The organism is Flavobacterium aquatile LMG 4008 = ATCC 11947, assembly GCF_000757385.1.
In the GTDB taxonomy this organism is placed as follows: domain Bacteria; phylum Bacteroidota; class Bacteroidia; order Flavobacteriales; family Flavobacteriaceae; genus Flavobacterium; species Flavobacterium aquatile.
On record NZ_JRHH01000004.1, the window covers coordinates 46,586 to 63,503 of the forward strand.

At 35.0% G+C, this 16,918-nt stretch carries 12 protein-coding genes; 7 read left to right on the plus strand and 5 right to left on the minus strand.

All coding sequences use genetic code 11. The features are described from left to right. Positions 1-916: 916 nt before the first annotated feature. On the minus strand, positions 917-3,520 hold the full coding sequence (gene clpB, locus LG45_RS10105; protein WP_035126842.1) for an ATP-dependent chaperone ClpB: 2,604 nt from the start codon (positions 3,518-3,520) through the stop codon (positions 917-919). 247 nt (positions 3,521-3,767) lie between these two features. On the opposite strand from clpB, the gene ytxJ reads away from it, so the two are divergent. From ytxJ to LG45_RS10135, 6 genes are all read left to right on the plus strand, one after another. Then, a complete protein-coding gene (ytxJ, locus tag LG45_RS10110) occupies positions 3,768-4,154 on the plus strand; it encodes a bacillithiol system redox-active protein YtxJ (protein ID WP_035126844.1) in 387 nt (128 codons plus the stop codon). A 4-nt stretch (positions 4,155-4,158) separates the two neighbouring features. Further along, positions 4,159-5,265, plus strand: a complete 1,107-nt coding sequence (locus LG45_RS10115; RefSeq protein WP_035126846.1) for a lactonase family protein — start codon at positions 4,159-4,161, stop codon at positions 5,263-5,265. A gap of 120 nt (positions 5,266-5,385) precedes the next feature. Beyond that, positions 5,386-5,874, plus strand: a complete 489-nt coding sequence (locus LG45_RS10120) for a GbsR/MarR family transcriptional regulator (RefSeq protein ID WP_240471868.1) — start codon at positions 5,386-5,388, stop codon at positions 5,872-5,874. An 8-nt stretch (positions 5,875-5,882) separates the two neighbouring features. Next, positions 5,883-7,010, plus strand: coding sequence for an efflux RND transporter periplasmic adaptor subunit (locus LG45_RS10125; protein WP_035126848.1), 1,128 nt, complete (start codon positions 5,883-5,885; stop codon positions 7,008-7,010). Positions 7,011-7,027: 17 nt separating this feature from the next. After that, complete coding sequence (locus LG45_RS10130; protein WP_035126850.1) at positions 7,028-10,177, plus strand: efflux RND transporter permease subunit; 3,150 nt, start codon at positions 7,028-7,030, stop codon at positions 10,175-10,177. Positions 10,178-10,185: 8 nt separating this feature from the next. Then, positions 10,186-11,574, plus strand: a complete 1,389-nt coding sequence (locus LG45_RS10135) for a TolC family protein (RefSeq protein WP_035126852.1) — start codon at positions 10,186-10,188, stop codon at positions 11,572-11,574. Between the two features lie 88 nt (positions 11,575-11,662). On the opposite strand, the gene LG45_RS10140 is transcribed toward LG45_RS10135, so the two are convergent. The 3 genes from LG45_RS10140 to fahA form a co-directional block, all read right to left on the minus strand. After that, positions 11,663-12,337: a hypothetical protein gene (locus tag LG45_RS10140; RefSeq protein ID WP_035126853.1), complete on the minus strand. Its 675-nt coding sequence runs from the start codon at positions 12,335-12,337 to the stop codon at positions 11,663-11,665. Between the two features lie 4 nt (positions 12,338-12,341). Next, complete coding sequence (locus LG45_RS10145) at positions 12,342-13,526, minus strand: hypothetical protein (RefSeq protein WP_035126855.1); 1,185 nt, start codon at positions 13,524-13,526, stop codon at positions 12,342-12,344. Between the two features lie 157 nt (positions 13,527-13,683). Then, complete coding sequence (gene fahA / locus LG45_RS10150) at positions 13,684-14,967, minus strand: fumarylacetoacetase (RefSeq protein ID WP_035126857.1); 1,284 nt, start codon at positions 14,965-14,967, stop codon at positions 13,684-13,686. Between the two features lie 113 nt (positions 14,968-15,080). Between fahA and glyA the strand changes: the two genes are divergently transcribed. Continuing rightward, positions 15,081-16,355 (plus strand): serine hydroxymethyltransferase, encoded by a 1,275-nt coding sequence (gene glyA, locus LG45_RS10155; protein WP_035126859.1) that lies wholly within the window; start codon positions 15,081-15,083, stop codon positions 16,353-16,355. A gap of 64 nt (positions 16,356-16,419) precedes the next feature. On the opposite strand, the gene LG45_RS10160 is transcribed toward glyA, so the two are convergent. Then, the gene (locus LG45_RS10160; protein ID WP_035126861.1) at positions 16,420-16,893 is read right to left on the minus strand and encodes a hypothetical protein; all 474 of its coding nucleotides are present in this window, start codon (positions 16,891-16,893) and stop codon (positions 16,420-16,422) included. Positions 16,894-16,918: the final 25 nt, after the last annotated feature.

Here is a 16,918-nt window from a genome sequence, read left to right on the forward strand (position 1 = left end):
TTTTATTTCTTTGTGGGCACGGATTGCAAATCCGCGCTATCGATGTGTATACATATCCGCGCTATCTGGGTTTTATCTCTTTGTGGGCACGGATTGCAAATCCGCGCTATCGGTTTGCAAATCCGCGCTATCGGTGTGTATACATATCCGCGCTATCTGGGTTTTATCTCTTTGTGGGCACGGATTGCAAATCCGCGCTATCGATGTGTGGACACGGATTGCAAATTCGCGCTATCTGGGTAGTGATTTTATCTCTTTTTGGGCACGGATTGCAAATCCGAGCTATCGGTGTTTAATCAAATTTAATAAAAAAAACTACAAATCTTAAGTTGTAGTTTTTTATTTGTCTGATAGTGATTTTATTTCTTTGTGGGCACGGATTGCAAATCCGCGCTATCGGTGTGTATACATATCCGCGCTATCTGGGTTTTATCTCTTTGTGGGCACGGATTGCAAATCCGCGCTATCGGCAAAAGGGTAGTGGTCATTCGCTTCCACTAATGAAACAAATCTAAAACTTTCAATTGGATAAAAAACAGGTATTTTTACGTGGTTTTATTTGAATTATTTGCTGTAGGTTTGCAGTGTTGAGTTAGACTTTGACACTTATTTAAACCCACAATTTTTAGTTTTTAGTTGTATTTAAATTGAAAATGCCAGTACTTAATTGCACTGGCATTTTTCTTTTGCTATATAAACTATTTTCCACTTTCGTCATTTCGAGTGTTTTTTACAAAATTGCGACTGAGCTATTTTGTAAAAAATGACCCGAGGCTTGCCGAACTGAGCGAAGCTAATCGAGAACTTTGGAACACTAATTATTTTTCATAGGTTCTCGATAAAATTTTGCTCCATTACATTCCGCAAAATCACTCGAAGTGACGGTGGGTTTTATCATTTTCCAATTGACGCGAGTTTAACTCACCAACGCACTTTGATTTCTAAAAACGAGTTGCCCATCAAAGCTGTCTAATAAGATAATACTATCCGTCGTTACTTTGCCTGCCAATATTTCTTTAGAAAGTTGGTTCAACACTTCGCGTTGGATAACACGTTTCACTGGTCGCGCTCCATATTGCGGATCGTAACCTTTTTCGGCTAGATAAGCAATGGCTTCTGGTGTGGCGTCCATAGTGATGTTTTGGTGTGCCAACATCTTGGTCAATCCTTTGATTTGCAAACGAACAATTTCTTTGATATTCGCACTAGTTAACGGCGTGAACATTACAATTTCGTCTATTCTATTGATGAATTCTGGGCGAACGGTTTGTTTTAATAATCCTAAAACTTCTACTTTGGCAGCTTCGGTTGTGGCTTCGATGTTGCCTTTCATGTTTTCAAATTTCTCTTGTATGATACCACTTCCCATATTACTGGTCATGATAATAATGGTGTTTTTGAAATCGGCCAAGCGTCCTTTGTTGTCGGTTAATCTTCCTTCGTCTAATACTTGTAATAAAATGTTGAACGTATCGGGATGCGCTTTTTCGATCTCGTCTAGCAAAATTACAGAATAGGGTTTTCTACGCACGGCTTCTGTTAATTGTCCGCCTTCGTCATAACCTACATATCCTGGAGGCGCACCAACCAATCGGCTTACGCTGTGGCGTTCTTGGTATTCGCTCATGTCAATTCGAGTCATGGCGTTTTCGTCGTCAAATAAATACTCGGCTAAGGCTTTCGCTAACTCGGTTTTTCCAACTCCAGTTGTTCCCAGAAATAGGAAGGTTCCAATTGGTTTTTTCATGTCTTGCAATCCGGCGCGACTTCTTCGAACGGCATCACTTATAGCCTGAATGGCTTCTTCCTGACCTACAACTCTGTGATGCAATTCGTCTTCGAGTTTTAATAATTTCTCGCGTTCTCCTTGCAGCATTTTGGTTACTGGTACACCAGTCCATTTGGCAACGACTTCGGCAATGTCTTCGCGAGTTACTTCTTCTTTTATCAAGGAAGTACCCGATTGGTTTTCCAGTAATTGTTGTTGCAATTCGTCCAATCGTTGTTGTGCTTCTTTGATTTTTCCGTAACGAATTTCGGCAACCTTACCGTAATCGCCATCGCGTTCGGCACGTTCGGCATCGAGTTTGAAATCTTCTATTTCGAGTTTCACGGCTTGAATGTTATCAACCACATCTTTCTCTGATTTCCATTTGGTGAAAATTTCATTGCGTTCTTCTTTAAGATTCGCTAAGTCCAAACCAAGACCTTTAAGTTTGGTTTCGTCATTTTCACGTTTGATGGCTTCGATTTCGATTTCTAGCTGCATGATTTTTCTATCCAAAACATCGAGTTCTTCGGGCTTCGAATTGATTTCCATACGTAGTTTAGATGCCGCTTCGTCCATTAAATCGATAGCTTTATCAGGTAAAAATCGATTGGTAATATAGCGTTGCGATAATTCTACGGCCGCAATAATAGCATCGTCTTTGATGCGTACTTTATGGTGTGTTTCATATTTTTCTTTGATACCACGCAAAATGGAAATCGCGCTTTCGGTATCGGGTTCATCAACCATTACTTTCTGGAAACGACGTTCGAGCGCTTTGTCTTTTTCGAAATATTTTTGGTATTCGTCTAATGTTGTTGCACCGATAGCACGCAATTCGCCACGAGCCAAAGCAGGTTTCAAAATGTTAGCCGCATCCATTGCACCTTCGCCGCCGCCAGCACCAACTAACGTATGAATTTCGTCAATGAAAAGTACGATATCACCTTCGGCAGAAGTCACTTCTTTTACTACCGATTTAAGTCGTTCTTCAAATTCACCTTTGTATTTTGCACCAGCAATTAACGCACCCATATCCAATGAAAAAACGATTTTGTCTTTCAGATTTTCGGGTACATCGCCATCTACAATTCGGTGCGCTAAACCTTCGGCAATGGCAGTTTTACCAACTCCAGGTTCACCAACCAACATCGGATTGTTTTTGGTTCTTCTCGTCAAAATTTGCAACACTCTACGAATTTCTTCATCACGACCAATTACAGGATCGAGTTTGCCGTTTTTAGCCAATTCGTTTAAGTTTTTCGCGTATTTGTTCAAAGCATTGTATGTTTCTTCGGCAGAAGCAGACGTTACTCGTTCGCCTTTACGCATTTCAGAAATCGCTGCTTGTAATCCTTTTTCGGTTACACCTTGATCTTTTAGGATTTGGGCAATTTTGCTTTTAGATTTGAAAATAGCCAGTATTAAATGTTCAATCGAAACGAATTCGTCGTTCATTTTCTTGGCGATGATTTCGGCTTCATTTAAAGTTGTACTTGCTTCACGAGAAAACATAAGTTCACCTCCAGAAACTTTTGGAAAGCTTTGAATTGTGCTGTCAAGAATTTTTTTGAATAAGTCAATGTTTACGTTGAGTTTCTTTAATAGGAACGGAGTAACGTTCTCGTCAACTTCGAGAATTCCTTTAAATAGGTGTTCGTTTTCCACTTGTTGTTGTTGGAAACTTTGTGCAATTTGCTGTGCTTGTTGCAACGCTTCTTGCGATTTGATTGTTAATTTATTTATGTTCATTTTTTGTGTTGTATAATGTATGTTGTAAAATTGTATATTGTTTGTAATGTAGTCGTCAAGATGTATTCCAATTGAAAAATTAGGACAAAATGACTTGTTGGTAAGCAGAAACACTATTAAAGTTACGACAAAAAGTCGGGTTTTGTGACTTTATTGGTTAAAATCATTAATCAAATTACAAAAAAGCTTCCATTAAATAAAGATGCTGTAATTTTGCAAAATCAATTGAATGTAATAACAAAGTAATATGAGTTTATTTAAAAATATATTTGGAAGTCAAGACGAAGAAAATAAAGTGTCGAAAGTAGATTGGAGAATGTTAACCAATGTTGATGATTTGAACGAAATTGTAAATGAATCGGCTGGCAAACCTATTTTGATTTTCAAACACAGTACGCGTTGTAGTATCAGTAGAATGGTGTTGAAGCAATTTGAAAACGAATTTGATTTACAAGATAAAATCACTCCTTATTTTCTTGATTTACTAAATCACCGAGATGTATCGAATGAAATTGCTACTAAATTTGACGTTTATCATCAATCGCCACAACTGATTGTTATTCAAGACGGAAAATCTATTTATGATGTTTCACATGATAGTATTGATGCGCATTCATTAAAGAAATTCGTATAGCTATATGAAAATTAGAATTGGAATCATCGCGCTTTTGTCTGTTGTAATTATGAGTTGTTCGACTTCAAAAAGTACTAATTATTTAGTTGGAACTTATACAGATAATGAATCGCAAGGAATCAATCTTATTAAGTTCAATGAAGAATCAAATACTATTTCATTAGAAAAAGTAGTATCTGGCATTGAAAATCCTTCGTTTGTAATTACTAATAAAGCAAAGACGATTGTAGTTTCTGTCGAAGAAACAGCAAGTAAAGAAGGCGGAAAAGTGACTTCGTATTCCTACGATTCTAATTCAAATACTTTTACCAAATTAAGCTCGTTTTTCACAAAAGGCGATCATCCTTGCACAGTTGCTTTTAGTCCGAAAGAGAATTTTATTGTAGTTGGAAATTATTCTGGTGGGAATTTGAGCGTTTTTCCAATTGATAAAAAAGGAAATTTATCTGAAAGTGTTAATGAAATTCAATTTGAAGGTCAAAGTATCGATCGTGATCGTCAAGAAAAACCGCATGTGCATTGCATCGTTTTTCATCCTAAAGAAAATAAAATGTTCGTTGCCGATTTAGGTCGTGATGTGATTGAAATTATTCCATTTGATGAATATTCAAAAACATTTTTACAAAACGAAAGATCGGTTGCTGTAAAAGTTGCTGCTGGTTCTGGACCACGACATTTAGTTTGGAATAAAGCTGGAACTAGATTGTATGTAACATTCGAACTGACCAATGAAGTAGGAGTATTTGATTATAAAAACAATCAGTTACTTCCAATTCAAACGATAGCATTAACTAAAGAAAAAACTACTGGCTCGACGGCAGAACTACGTTTAAGTAACGATGAGAAATTTCTTTATGTTTCGGTGAGAGGTGTTGATAATCATATTGTTGCGATGAAAATTGCCGATAATAAACTTGAGAAAATTCAAACAATTCTAACAGAAAGAACACCTAGAAATTTTATTATTTCCAAGAATCAAAAGTATATTTTCGTAGCTTCACAATCTTCCAACTTAATTACGGTTTATAAAAGAGACAGAAAAACAGGTTTATTTCAGCAAACTTTAAGCACATTAAGTATCAATAAACCAGTATATTTCTTCGGATTCTAAGCATTAATTTTATCGTCTTTTTTTATTTCATTTTTTTCTTTCCATAAGTTTAACACAAATTTAAGTTCGATTAGTTCGGTATTTTACGAACTAGAATTAAATTTGCAAAAAATTATTTCAATGGATAACGAAAAGAATGAATTAATAGAATCGTTTGGAGCACACTTCGAACGTATTTACAATATTCCGCCGCTTGCAGGACGAATTCTCTCTACATTAATAATTGACGGATGCAAGTCGGGCTTGACCTTTGAGCAACTTGTAGAAATCATGCAAGCGAGTAAAAGTTCGGTTTCTACCAATCTAAATTTATTACAAAAAACCAATAGAGTTGAATATTTTACATTAGTTGGTGATAGGAAAAAATATTTCAAAGCTGCTCCATTAAGTCAAAGATTACAAAACTATCTTACTTTAATTGACGATGAAAAGACATTAGTAGACAAGTTAAAGCAGTTTAGAAAAAAGAATATGTCTTGCGAAAAAGAGGAAATCAATTTTCATAATATGTGTGCCTACAAGGAGCATCTTATTCAAGTTGAACAGCTTCTTACAACTACCATAAGTAAATTCAAATCAATCGAAATTAAAAATCAATCTGCTAAATAAAAATCCCCATGAAAAAGAGTTATTTAATCCTTTCAATACTTCTAACAGCAAGTTTGCTTTCTTGTAAAAAAGAAGAAGCCGCAACAAAAGAAATGCCGGCAATGCCCTATAAAGTTGTTGAAATTCAAAAGTCAAATACTACGCTAATTGCAGAATATCCAGTGACTTTAGAAGGTGTAACCGATGTTGAAATTCGTGCCAAAGTTGATGGCTATATCGAGAAAATATATGTTGATGAAGGTCAGGAAGTTCGCAAAGGACAGCCACTTTTTAAATTAGAAACATTAACTGCAACTCAAGATGCTGGTGCTGCTAAAGCAAAAGTTACTGCTGCACAAGTAGAAGTAAATCGATTAAAACCTTTGGTTGATCGTAAAATTATAAGTGACGTACAACTGGAAACAGCTAAAGCTAATTTAGCAAGTGCCGTAAGTACATACCAAAGTATAATTGCAAGAATTAATTATGCTACAATAAAAAGTCCGGTAAACGGAATTGTGGGAACTTTACCAATGCGTGTAGGAAGTTATGTGAGTAGTCAAACCGCTGAACCGTTAACACGTGTTTCCGATATTAGTTCGATTTATGCTTATTTTTCTGTAAATGAAAAACAGCAATTAGACATTATGATGAATTCTGATGGAAAATCATTTCAAGAGAAAGTAAACAAAATGTTACCTGTAAATTTAGTTTTGAGTAACGGAATGGCTTATGAGCAAACTGGAAAAATTGAAACTTTTAGCGGTCAAGCTGATTCGCAGACTGGTTCGTTTAATGTAAGAGCTAAATTTTCTAACGCCAATAAATTACTTCGTTCTGGTGGAAGTGGCACAATTCAAATTCCAACAAAACTGAATGATGTAATAATAATTCCGCAAAGTGCTTCATTAGAATTACAAGACAAGAGAATTACACTTATTGTTGATAAAGACAACAAGGTAAAAACAGTGCCAATTGAAGTTCGAGCGGTTTCTGGAGGAAAATTTTATGTTGTTGATAAAGGTTTAAATGTTGGTGATAAAGTACTTCTTGAAGGAATTGGAATCATCACAGAAGGAACGGCAATCAAACCAGAATTGGTTCCGATGAACGATGTTCTAAACCCGAAAACAGAGTCAACTCCAACAACTAAATAATTTAATAAAAACAGATTATGTTTCAAAAATTTATTGACAGACCTGTATTGTCAACGGTGATTTCTGTTATCATCGTTATTTTGGGAGTTTTAGGATTAATTTCGCTTCCAGTTTCACAATATCCAGAAATTGCGCCACCAACGGTTACAGTTTCGGCAAATTATCAAGGAGCAAGTTCAGAAGTGGTTATGAATTCTGTTGTAATTCCGCTAGAAGAACAAATTAATGGAGTAGAAGACATGACCTACATGACTTCGACATCCAATAATGATGGCTCGGCTTCGATTACTGTGTATTTTAAATTGGGTACCAATCCCGATTTGGCTGCCGTAAATATTCAAAACCGTGTTTCTCGTGCCTCGTCATTACTTCCGCAAGAAGTTACAAGAGCTGGAGTAACCACGGCTAAAAGACAAAGTGATAATATTTTAATTTTTTCGCTTTACAGTGAAAACCCAGATTATGATATGACTTTTCTTCAAAACTACGCCAATATTAATATTTTACCAAAAATAAAGCGTGTTGCTGGAGTTGGTGAAGCCTTAATTTTTGGACAAAAAGACTATTCAATGCGAATTTGGCTTAAGCCTGATGTAATGGCATCCTACGGATTAGTTCCATCGGATATTACTAGTTTATTAGCCGAACAAAACATTGAAGCGGCACCAGGACAATTGGGAGAAAGCGGTGAGCAATCGTTTCAATATACTTTAAAATATAGTGGTCGTTTTCAAGAAATAAAACAGTTTGAACAAATGGTAATTCGTTCAACAGAAAGCGGACAAGTACTTCGATTAGGTGATGTTGCTAAAATTGAACTTGGAGCGATAAATTATGCGAGTAACACATTAACCGATGGGCATCAATCTGTAGCGATTGCAATTGCGCAAACTGCTGGTTCTAATGCTCAAGAAGTTATTGAAGGTTCTATAAAAGTATTGGAAGATTCTTCTGTAAATTTTCCGAAAGGAGTGAAGTATAAAGATTTAGTAAATGCTAATGATTTCCTTGATGAATCGATTACAAAGGTTATTCATACTTTAATTGAAGCCTTTATATTAGTATTTATCGTAGTGTTTTTATTTTTACAAGATTGGCGTTCTACTTTAATTCCAGCAATTTCGGTTCCTGTAGCCATTATTGGAACGTTCTTTTTCTTGAATTTATTCGGATTTACAATCAATTTATTAACGTTATTCGCATTAGTTCTTGCTGTCGGAATTGTCGTCGATGATGCCATTGTCGTCGTCGAAGCTGTTCATGCCAAAATGGAAAACGGCGAACACGATCCGAGAAAGGCAACGCACAGTGCCATGAACGAAATCAGTAGTGCCATTATTTCGATTACATTGGTGATGTCTGCTGTATTTATTCCGGTGTCGTTTATTAGTGGTTCGGCAGGTGTTTTTTATAAACAATTCGGATTAACATTAGCCGTTGCCATTGTTTTATCAGCAGTAAATGCACTTACACTTGCGCCAGCATTGTGTGCTATTTTCTTAAAATCACATGATAAAGGTGAAGAGAAGAAAGGATTTTTAAAACGATTTTACGCAGGTTTCAATACAGCATTTGAAGCAACAACGATTAAATATAAAAAATCGGTGGAGTTTTTTATCAAACGTAAATGGTTGGCTTTTTTAGGAATTGCAGTATTTGCAGGTATTCTTGTGCTATTGATGAACATTACGCCAAAAGCATTTGTACCCAATGAAGATACAGGTGTTGTAATTTCAGATATTTCGCTTCCGCCAGGAACTTCATTAGAAAGAACAGAAGAAATTTTATTAGAAATAGAAGGTAAAGTAAAAGACATTCCAGAAATAGCTGGATTTCTTAGAATTTCGGGTCGAAGTTTAATTAGCGGAACGGGAAGTAATTACGGAATGGTAATTGCCAAATTAAAACCGTGGTCGGAACGTAAAAATAGCAATCAAGATGTTACTGCTGTAGTGCAAGAATTATTTAAACGTTCCAGTGTTGTAAAAGATGCGAAAGTATTATTTTTTGCACGACCAACGTTGGTTGGATTCGGATTTACCAGCGGATTTGAATTTCAGTTGCAAGATCAAAAAGGTGGCTCAATTCAAGAGTTGAATGCAGTAAAAGATAAATTTTTGGCAGCTTTAAATAGTCGTCCCGAAATTAAATATGCATCGACTTCGTTTTCGCCAAATTATCCACAATATCGTATTGATTTGAATGTTCCTGCAATTAAAAAATCAGGATTGAGCGTTACCGATGTACTTGGAACAATGCAAGGTTATTATGGTGGTGTTTATGCTTCTAACTTCAATAAATTTGGAAAACAATTTCGTGTAATTTATCAAGCAGAACCGCAATATAGAGTCGATCCCGAATCGTTGAACAAAGTAATGGTACGAAATAGTTCTGGTAGAATGTCTCCAATTTCGGAGTTCATCACATTGACAAAAGTTTTCGGACCTCAAGCAATTGAACGTTTTAACTTGTTTACCTCGGTTAAAATTCAAGGTGCGCCAAAAGACGGATTTAGTTCGGGTGAAGCCATTAAAGCAGTCGAAGAAGTTGCCGCTCAAACATTACCTGTTGGATATGGTTACGAATATTCGGGGATTACTCGTGAAGAAATCAGCGCTGGTGGACAAACGATTTTCATATTTATGTTGTGTTTGATATTTGTATATTTCTTGTTAGCAGCGCAATATGAAAGTTATATGTTGCCTTTTGCAGTATTACTTTCATTACCAGTTGGATTAGCAGGTTCTTATATTTTTGCCTTTTTCTTTAATGTTAGTGACAACATTTATCTGCAAATTACACTCATCATGCTTATCGGATTATTGGCTAAAAATGCCATTCTTATTGTAGAGTTTTCGGCAGAAGCTAGGAGGAAAGGCTGGAGTATTTCGCATGCTGCAGTTCAAGGTGCCGGAGCACGTTTGCGTCCTATTTTAATGACATCATTTGCATTTATTTTAGGATTATTGCCATTAATGTTAGCACAAGGCGCTGGAGCAACAGGAAACAAAGCCATCGGAACTGGAGCAATTGGAGGAATGTTAATCGGAACTGTTCTCGGTGTATTTGTAATTCCAGTTTTGTTTATTGTGTTTCAAACATTACAAGAAAGAATTAGCGGAAAGCCAAAGAATATCGTTCCAGAATTTGAAGATGAAAATTTATAATTAGAAAAATGAAAAAACAACATATCATAAAAAGTTTTCTTTTAGTGGCAGTCATGATGCTAATGCAGTCTTGTTTTGTTGCTAAAGAATACGAAGCACCAAAAGTAACAACCGACAGTTTGTTTAGAACAGAAAGTAAAGATACCGTTTCGTTGGCAATGGTTTCATGGGATAAATTATTTACAGATGCTATTTTGCAACAGCATATTAAAGAAGCAATCCAGAATAATTTAGATTTAAAAATTGCGCTTCAAAATATTGCTGCAGCCGAAGCTACAATGAAACAAGGAAAGGCAGGATATCTTCCATCATTGAATGCAAATGCCTCTTTAACCCATCAAGAATTGTCGAAAAATAGTCAATTTGGTGGATTATTTAGTTCATTAGATCAATATGAATTATCGGCAAAATTATCTTGGGAAGCCGATATATGGGGAAAAATTAGAAGTAACAAGCGAGGAACAATTGCTCAGTATTTACAGACAAATGCCGCTAGACAAGCCGTTCAAACCGATTTGATAGCCAATGTGTCGTCACTTTATTATCAATTGCTTGCTATTGATGCGCAAATTGTAGTAGTAACCAACACAATAAATAATAGAACGCAAAGTGTTGAGGTCATTAAAGCTTTAAAAGATGCTGGGAACGTAAACGAAGTTGCCGTAAAGCAAACGGAAGCGCAAAAATACGCCACCGAAATTATTCTAAAAGATTTGGTTTACAATCGTAAAATAATTGAAAATTCGTTTTCTCAATTATTAGGAAAATCATCACGTGAAGTAAAACGTTCTACATTCGAATCTCAAAAAATTGATGCCAATGTTAGCTCAGGTTTACCTGTTTATCTATTAAGTAAGCGTCCAGATGTACTTTCAGCCGAATTAAATTTTAGAAATACATTTGAGCAAACCAACATTGCCCGAAGCTATTTTTATCCTTCGTTAACCATCAATGCAACTGGCGGTTTGCAAAGTATAGAGTTGAAAGAATGGTTTAGTACAAGATCATTATTTGCAAATATTATTACAGGTCTTGCCCAACCTATTTTTTCACAACGCCAGAATAAAACTCGTTTGGAAGTTGCTAAAGCCAACCAACAAAAAGCTTATTTACAGTATGAAAAAGCCATTTTAGTTGCTGGAAAAGAAGTTTCAGATGCACTTGCAACTTATGAAAACGAAACCGATAAATTAGTTATTAGAAAAAACCAATTGGATGCCTTAACAAAAGCTGCCGAGTATTCTGATGAATTATTGCAATATGGTTTGGTAAATTATCTTGAGGTTTTAACGGCCAAAGACAATGCCTTAAACACCGAAATTAATTACATCGATAATAAGTTCAAACAAATGAATGCTGTTATCCAACTATACAAATCGTTAGGAGGAGGAAATTAAGCTTAGTTTATAAAAATAAAAAAACGGTTTATTAATGTTAACTCACTAGAAGTTTGCACTAATAAACCGCTTTTTTTAATATGATTTATTATTTTTTTTCCGAGAAGATTTTATTCCAAGTAGCAGGTTCAAAATAGTCTAATAAAAAATCGGCTCTATTTTCTCCATTAGAAACTAAAACATTTCCGTCTGGTTTAATTAATATAAAAGAACCACAAAATGCTGGCTGTTGTAAAAAATTAGATTTGATGAAATCTGACTGGTCAACAAAAAAGAAATCTATTGATTTTATATAATCATTTACTAAAAGTTTATTATCAAAGACAACAATATAAACTATTTTGCTATTAACAGAATTGATAGTTGATTTTACACTTTTAAGAAATTCAGCTCTTTTCTTTAATCTCTCTTTACTCCACTCGTTAGCATTTTGATCTGAGCTACACAAGTCATTAGAAAAAACATATTCAATTATAAAGTTGGTGTCAGCTGAAGTTTTTTTATTGGTTATTTTTTTTAATTCGCTACTAAGATTTTCGTAGTTTACATTAAAAAAATTAAATTTATTTTTGTGTAATTGAGCTACTTTCTCATTTGAATTTTTAAAATAATCCCATCTAAATAATTTAAGATCAGCATTTCTCCATTTAGTTTGAAATTCAGAAACTTCAATTTCATTATTATTTTCGTCCAAATAAATAGTTTTTTGCGAAAAACAATTTAAGGAGAACAAACAAGCAATTATAAAGATACTTTTATTCATTAATTTATTTTCTAAATTTATTTCTAGAAATAATAGTTTTCAATTTTCCTTTTAAGTCTTCTCCAGTATCAAAAACCATTTGTTCGTTGCTTGGAAAAGGTACCGCACGTCTATCAAAATTTGGGTAATAGTCTTGCTCACAAGCACGTTTGTCTCCTTTGTATCTTGAATAAACATGGTTAAAGGTAAATTCGCTTGCTATAGGAAAAGTGTCGATTAACTGATTGGTCTTAAAATCAATATAATCCACTTTTGCAGTAACTTGGCATGCTTTAAATTGAGCAAATTCATAAATGCTAATTCTAACCGTTTTAAAATTATCCACTTTTATCGGATTTCCTAAACTGTCTTTCACCACATTTCCGTTAGCATCAACAAGATTTTTTACGCCATCTTTAATTTGTTTTTCTTTCTGAAACTCTTTCTCTTTTACTTGTTCAGGTGAGATGTTAATTTGACGAAAGTTTACAATCATTCCGTAATCATAGTCAATTCCTTTCACTTTATTGCTGTGATAAACGGTCCATTTATCGTTCAATCCATACGTGCTAAAATCCAGTAAATCGTTTTGCAAACGCACCGGAATCACCATATTGGTTTCGTTTTTCGTGTAAACATTTACATAATCGGTTCCTTTAAATTTAGCCGTTTCAATAAGTTGAGGTACATCTTTAAAATTCGGACTCAATTCATTCAAATAAACCAAATCATCATACGCACGACGAAAACTCATTTTATCTTTGGTTGCCAAAAGTGCTTTAGAATTATCATATAAATATTTAGCCAACGCATTTTTGCTACTAACAATTTGATCCGAATAATCACTAAACGGAAACTTCGCATCACGACCTTCTTTCAATAATTTCAACGGCAACAACGGACGAATCATTTCTTGACGCTTGTTCAAATTGATGTAAGTATCATAAATTTGCTCCAAATTTCTTGGATTGGCATCTTTAAACCATGTTGCAATATTTCTTAAATCGCGTTCATCTGCCTTGGCGTAGGCTTCCTCAAGCATATAAACGTAATCTTGTTTTCCCTTGGAATTTTTGTTGCCTTGCAATCCGTTTATCGCATTAATTATAGCGCCATCATAGTCGCCACTTGTAAGCATATTGCGTGTTTCACGTTTGGCACAACTAGAAATTACAAGTAAAAAAGCCAATAATAAAGTAGTTTTCTTCATATTTTAGTCATTGCGAGGTACGAAGCAATCTCATCCTCTTGTTATTATTTGAAGCTAATCCAGCTATTCGTTGCAAGTCCCGATGAAAAATCGGGAGCTTTCCACTTCTATCTGGGCTAAACCCATCAGTAAAGATTATTTTTAAATTTAAACGAATTTATTTTCTAACAAACGTCGGTAACAACTTGCTAGAAACTTCACCAAAACCAATTCTTAAAGAACTATTCTGGCAAAAGCCTTTCATAATAACAGTATCGTTATCATTAATAAATTTACGTTCGCTTCCGTCATTCATTTTAATTGGGTTTTTTCCGCCCCAAGTTAATTCAAGCATAGATCCATAACTGTCCTCGGTAGGTCCAGAAATAGTTCCAGAACCCATCATGTCACCAGAATTCACACGACAACCATTAGAAGTATGATGCGTCAATTGCTGACTCATAGACCAATACATATGTTTGAAATTAGATTTCGAAACCAAAGTAGCTTCAGCATTTTCTGGTTCGATATAAACCTCTAAATTGATGTCGTAAGCGTGCTTTCCTTTTTGTTGTAAATAGGGAAGTGGCGTTGGTTCTTGTTTCGGTCCTTTAACTCTAAAAGGTTCAAGTGCATCCATAGTAACAATCCAAGGCGAAATAGAAGATGCAAAATTCTTAGCCAAGAATGGTCCAAGTGGTACATATTCCCATTTTTGCATATCTCGCGCACTCCAATCGTTCAGTAAAACCATACCAAAAATATAATCTTCGGCTTCATTCACCGGAATATTTTCTCCCATAACATTGGCATCTGTTGTGATAAAAGCAGTTTCCAATTCGAAATCTACCAATCTAGAAGGACCAAAAACCGGACTATTTTCGCCATTTGGCAACGTTTGTCCCATTGGTCTGTGAACCGGAATTCCAGATGGAACTATCGTGGAACTTCTTCCGTGATAGCCTACAGGAATGTGAAGCCAGTTAGGTAACAAAGCATTTTCTGGATCACGAAACATTTTTCCAACATTGGTTGCGTGCTCTTTACTAGAATAAAAATCTGTGTAATCACCAATTTGAACTGGCAAAAGCATCTCAATATCGGCCAAATCGAAGATAACTACTTCACAATGGTCTTTATTATCTCTAAGTTTTGGGTTGTTTATGTCGAATAATTCGGCCAATCGGTTTCTAACTAAACGCCATGTTTTCTTTCCATCCGATATAAAATCGTTTAGAGTGTCTTGCATGAACATATCGTCGGTTAAATCTATTCCTTCAAAGTAACCCAATTGTTGTAAAGCACCCATATCAATGGCAGAATCACCAATTCGGGTACCAATTGTAATCACATCTTCTTTGGTTAAAAACACTCCAAAAGGAATATTTTGTATAGGAAAATCACTATTCTCGGGAACGTTTATCCATGATTTTCTAGTAGGATCATTTGCTATATTTGGCATGATGAGGTATGTTGATTTGTTGTTGAAAAATTTGTAATCAAATATATCATTTAGAATTTATTTGACAAACATATTTCGTAATTTTGAACAGTTTTAAACTAAAATCGAAAAAAATGCAACGCGACGAACAAATTTTTGACTTGATTCTTGACGAACAAGATAGACAAATACATGGAATAGAGCTAATTGCCTCTGAAAATTTTGTTAGCGACCAAGTAATGGAAGCGGCAGGATCATGTTTAACCAATAAATATGCCGAAGGTTATCCAGGTAAACGTTATTATGGCGGATGTGAAGTGGTAGATATTGTAGAACAAATTGCAATTGATAGAGCCAAACAATTATTTGGAGCCGAATATGTTAACGTGCAACCACACTCTGGTTCTCAAGCAAATACCGCAGTTTTTTCGGCAGTTTTAAAACCTGGTGATAAGATTTTAGGTTTCGATTTATCGCATGGCGGACATTTAACTCACGGTTCTCCAGTAAATTTTTCTGGAAAATTATATTCTCCAAGTTTTTATGGTGTTGAACCAGAAACAGGTCAGTTTGATTACGATAAAATCCAAGCAATTGCTACTAAAGAACAACCAAAATTAATTATCGCTGGTGCCTCTGCATACTGTCGTGATATGGATTTTGCTCGTTTTAGAGAAATTGCTGATTCTGTTGGAGCTTTACTTTTAGCCGATATTTCGCATCCTGCTGGATTAATTGCCAAAGGATTAATGAACGATCCAATGCCGCATTGTCATATCGTTACAACAACAACTCACAAAACATTACGCGGACCAAGAGGCGGAATGATTATGATGGGTAAAGATTTTGAAAATCCGTTTGGGTTAACTACTCCAAAAGGTGAAATCAGAATGATGTCTTCTTTATTAGATTTAGCGGTTTTCCCAGGAAATCAAGGCGGGCCATTAATGCACATTATCGCTGCAAAAGCAGTTGCCTTTGGTGAATGTCTAACAGATGAATTCTTTAGATATGCAATGCAAGTGCAAAAAAATGCTAAAGCAATGGCAGAAGCATTCAATAAAAGAGGTTACAATTTAATTTCTGGTGGAACAGACAATCACATGATGTTGATTGACTTACGTAACAAAAATATTACAGGTAAAGAAGCAGAAAACGCATTAGTTAAAGCCGAAATTACAGTTAACAAAAATATGGTTCCATTTGATGATAAATCACCTTTTGTAACTTCTGGAATTCGTGTTGGAACACCAGCCATTACAACTCGTGGTTTGATAGAAGAAGATATGGAAACGATTGTAGAATTCATCGACAGAGTTTTAATGAATCATACAGACGAATCGGTTATTGAACAAGTTGCCGATGAAGTAAACGAAATGATGAGCGAAAGAGCTATGTTTGTTTTCTAATTAGATACAGATTCAAATAAAAAACCTCCAAAATTTTGATATTTTGGAGGTTTTTCTTTTTAAATTACATCGGTTTTTTAGCCAATTCTTTCGTGTTCATAGCAGCTACTTTTCCGTCTTTATTTATGGTGACATTTAGTTCGCGTTCAAAGTATTTTTTCTCATATTGAATTTTGTATTTGAACAAATAATCATCGGTTTCTACATCATGAATCACTTCGGATAATTGCAAGTCGATGAACTTTCCGTTTCGCATGATAATCTTCTGACAAGTTTTTGAGATTTTTTCTACAGTTGCATTTTTAATTACACTTTCTGTAGCTTCGTCTTTTGAAAAAGATTTGAATTTGGATGTGTTGCACGTTTCTAAAAGTCGTTTTCCTAAATCGTACGCTCTATTTTTCTTTGCTGAATTTACTTCCTTGAAATCCATTTTTACATAACGAGAATAGGCTTCTTTGGTATCTGAACCAGAATTTGGGCTTTTGCTTTTGCAAGATGCCATCACAATTAAGAGTAGAACAATGTATTTTTTCATAGTAAAAGTTTAAAATTAGAAAACT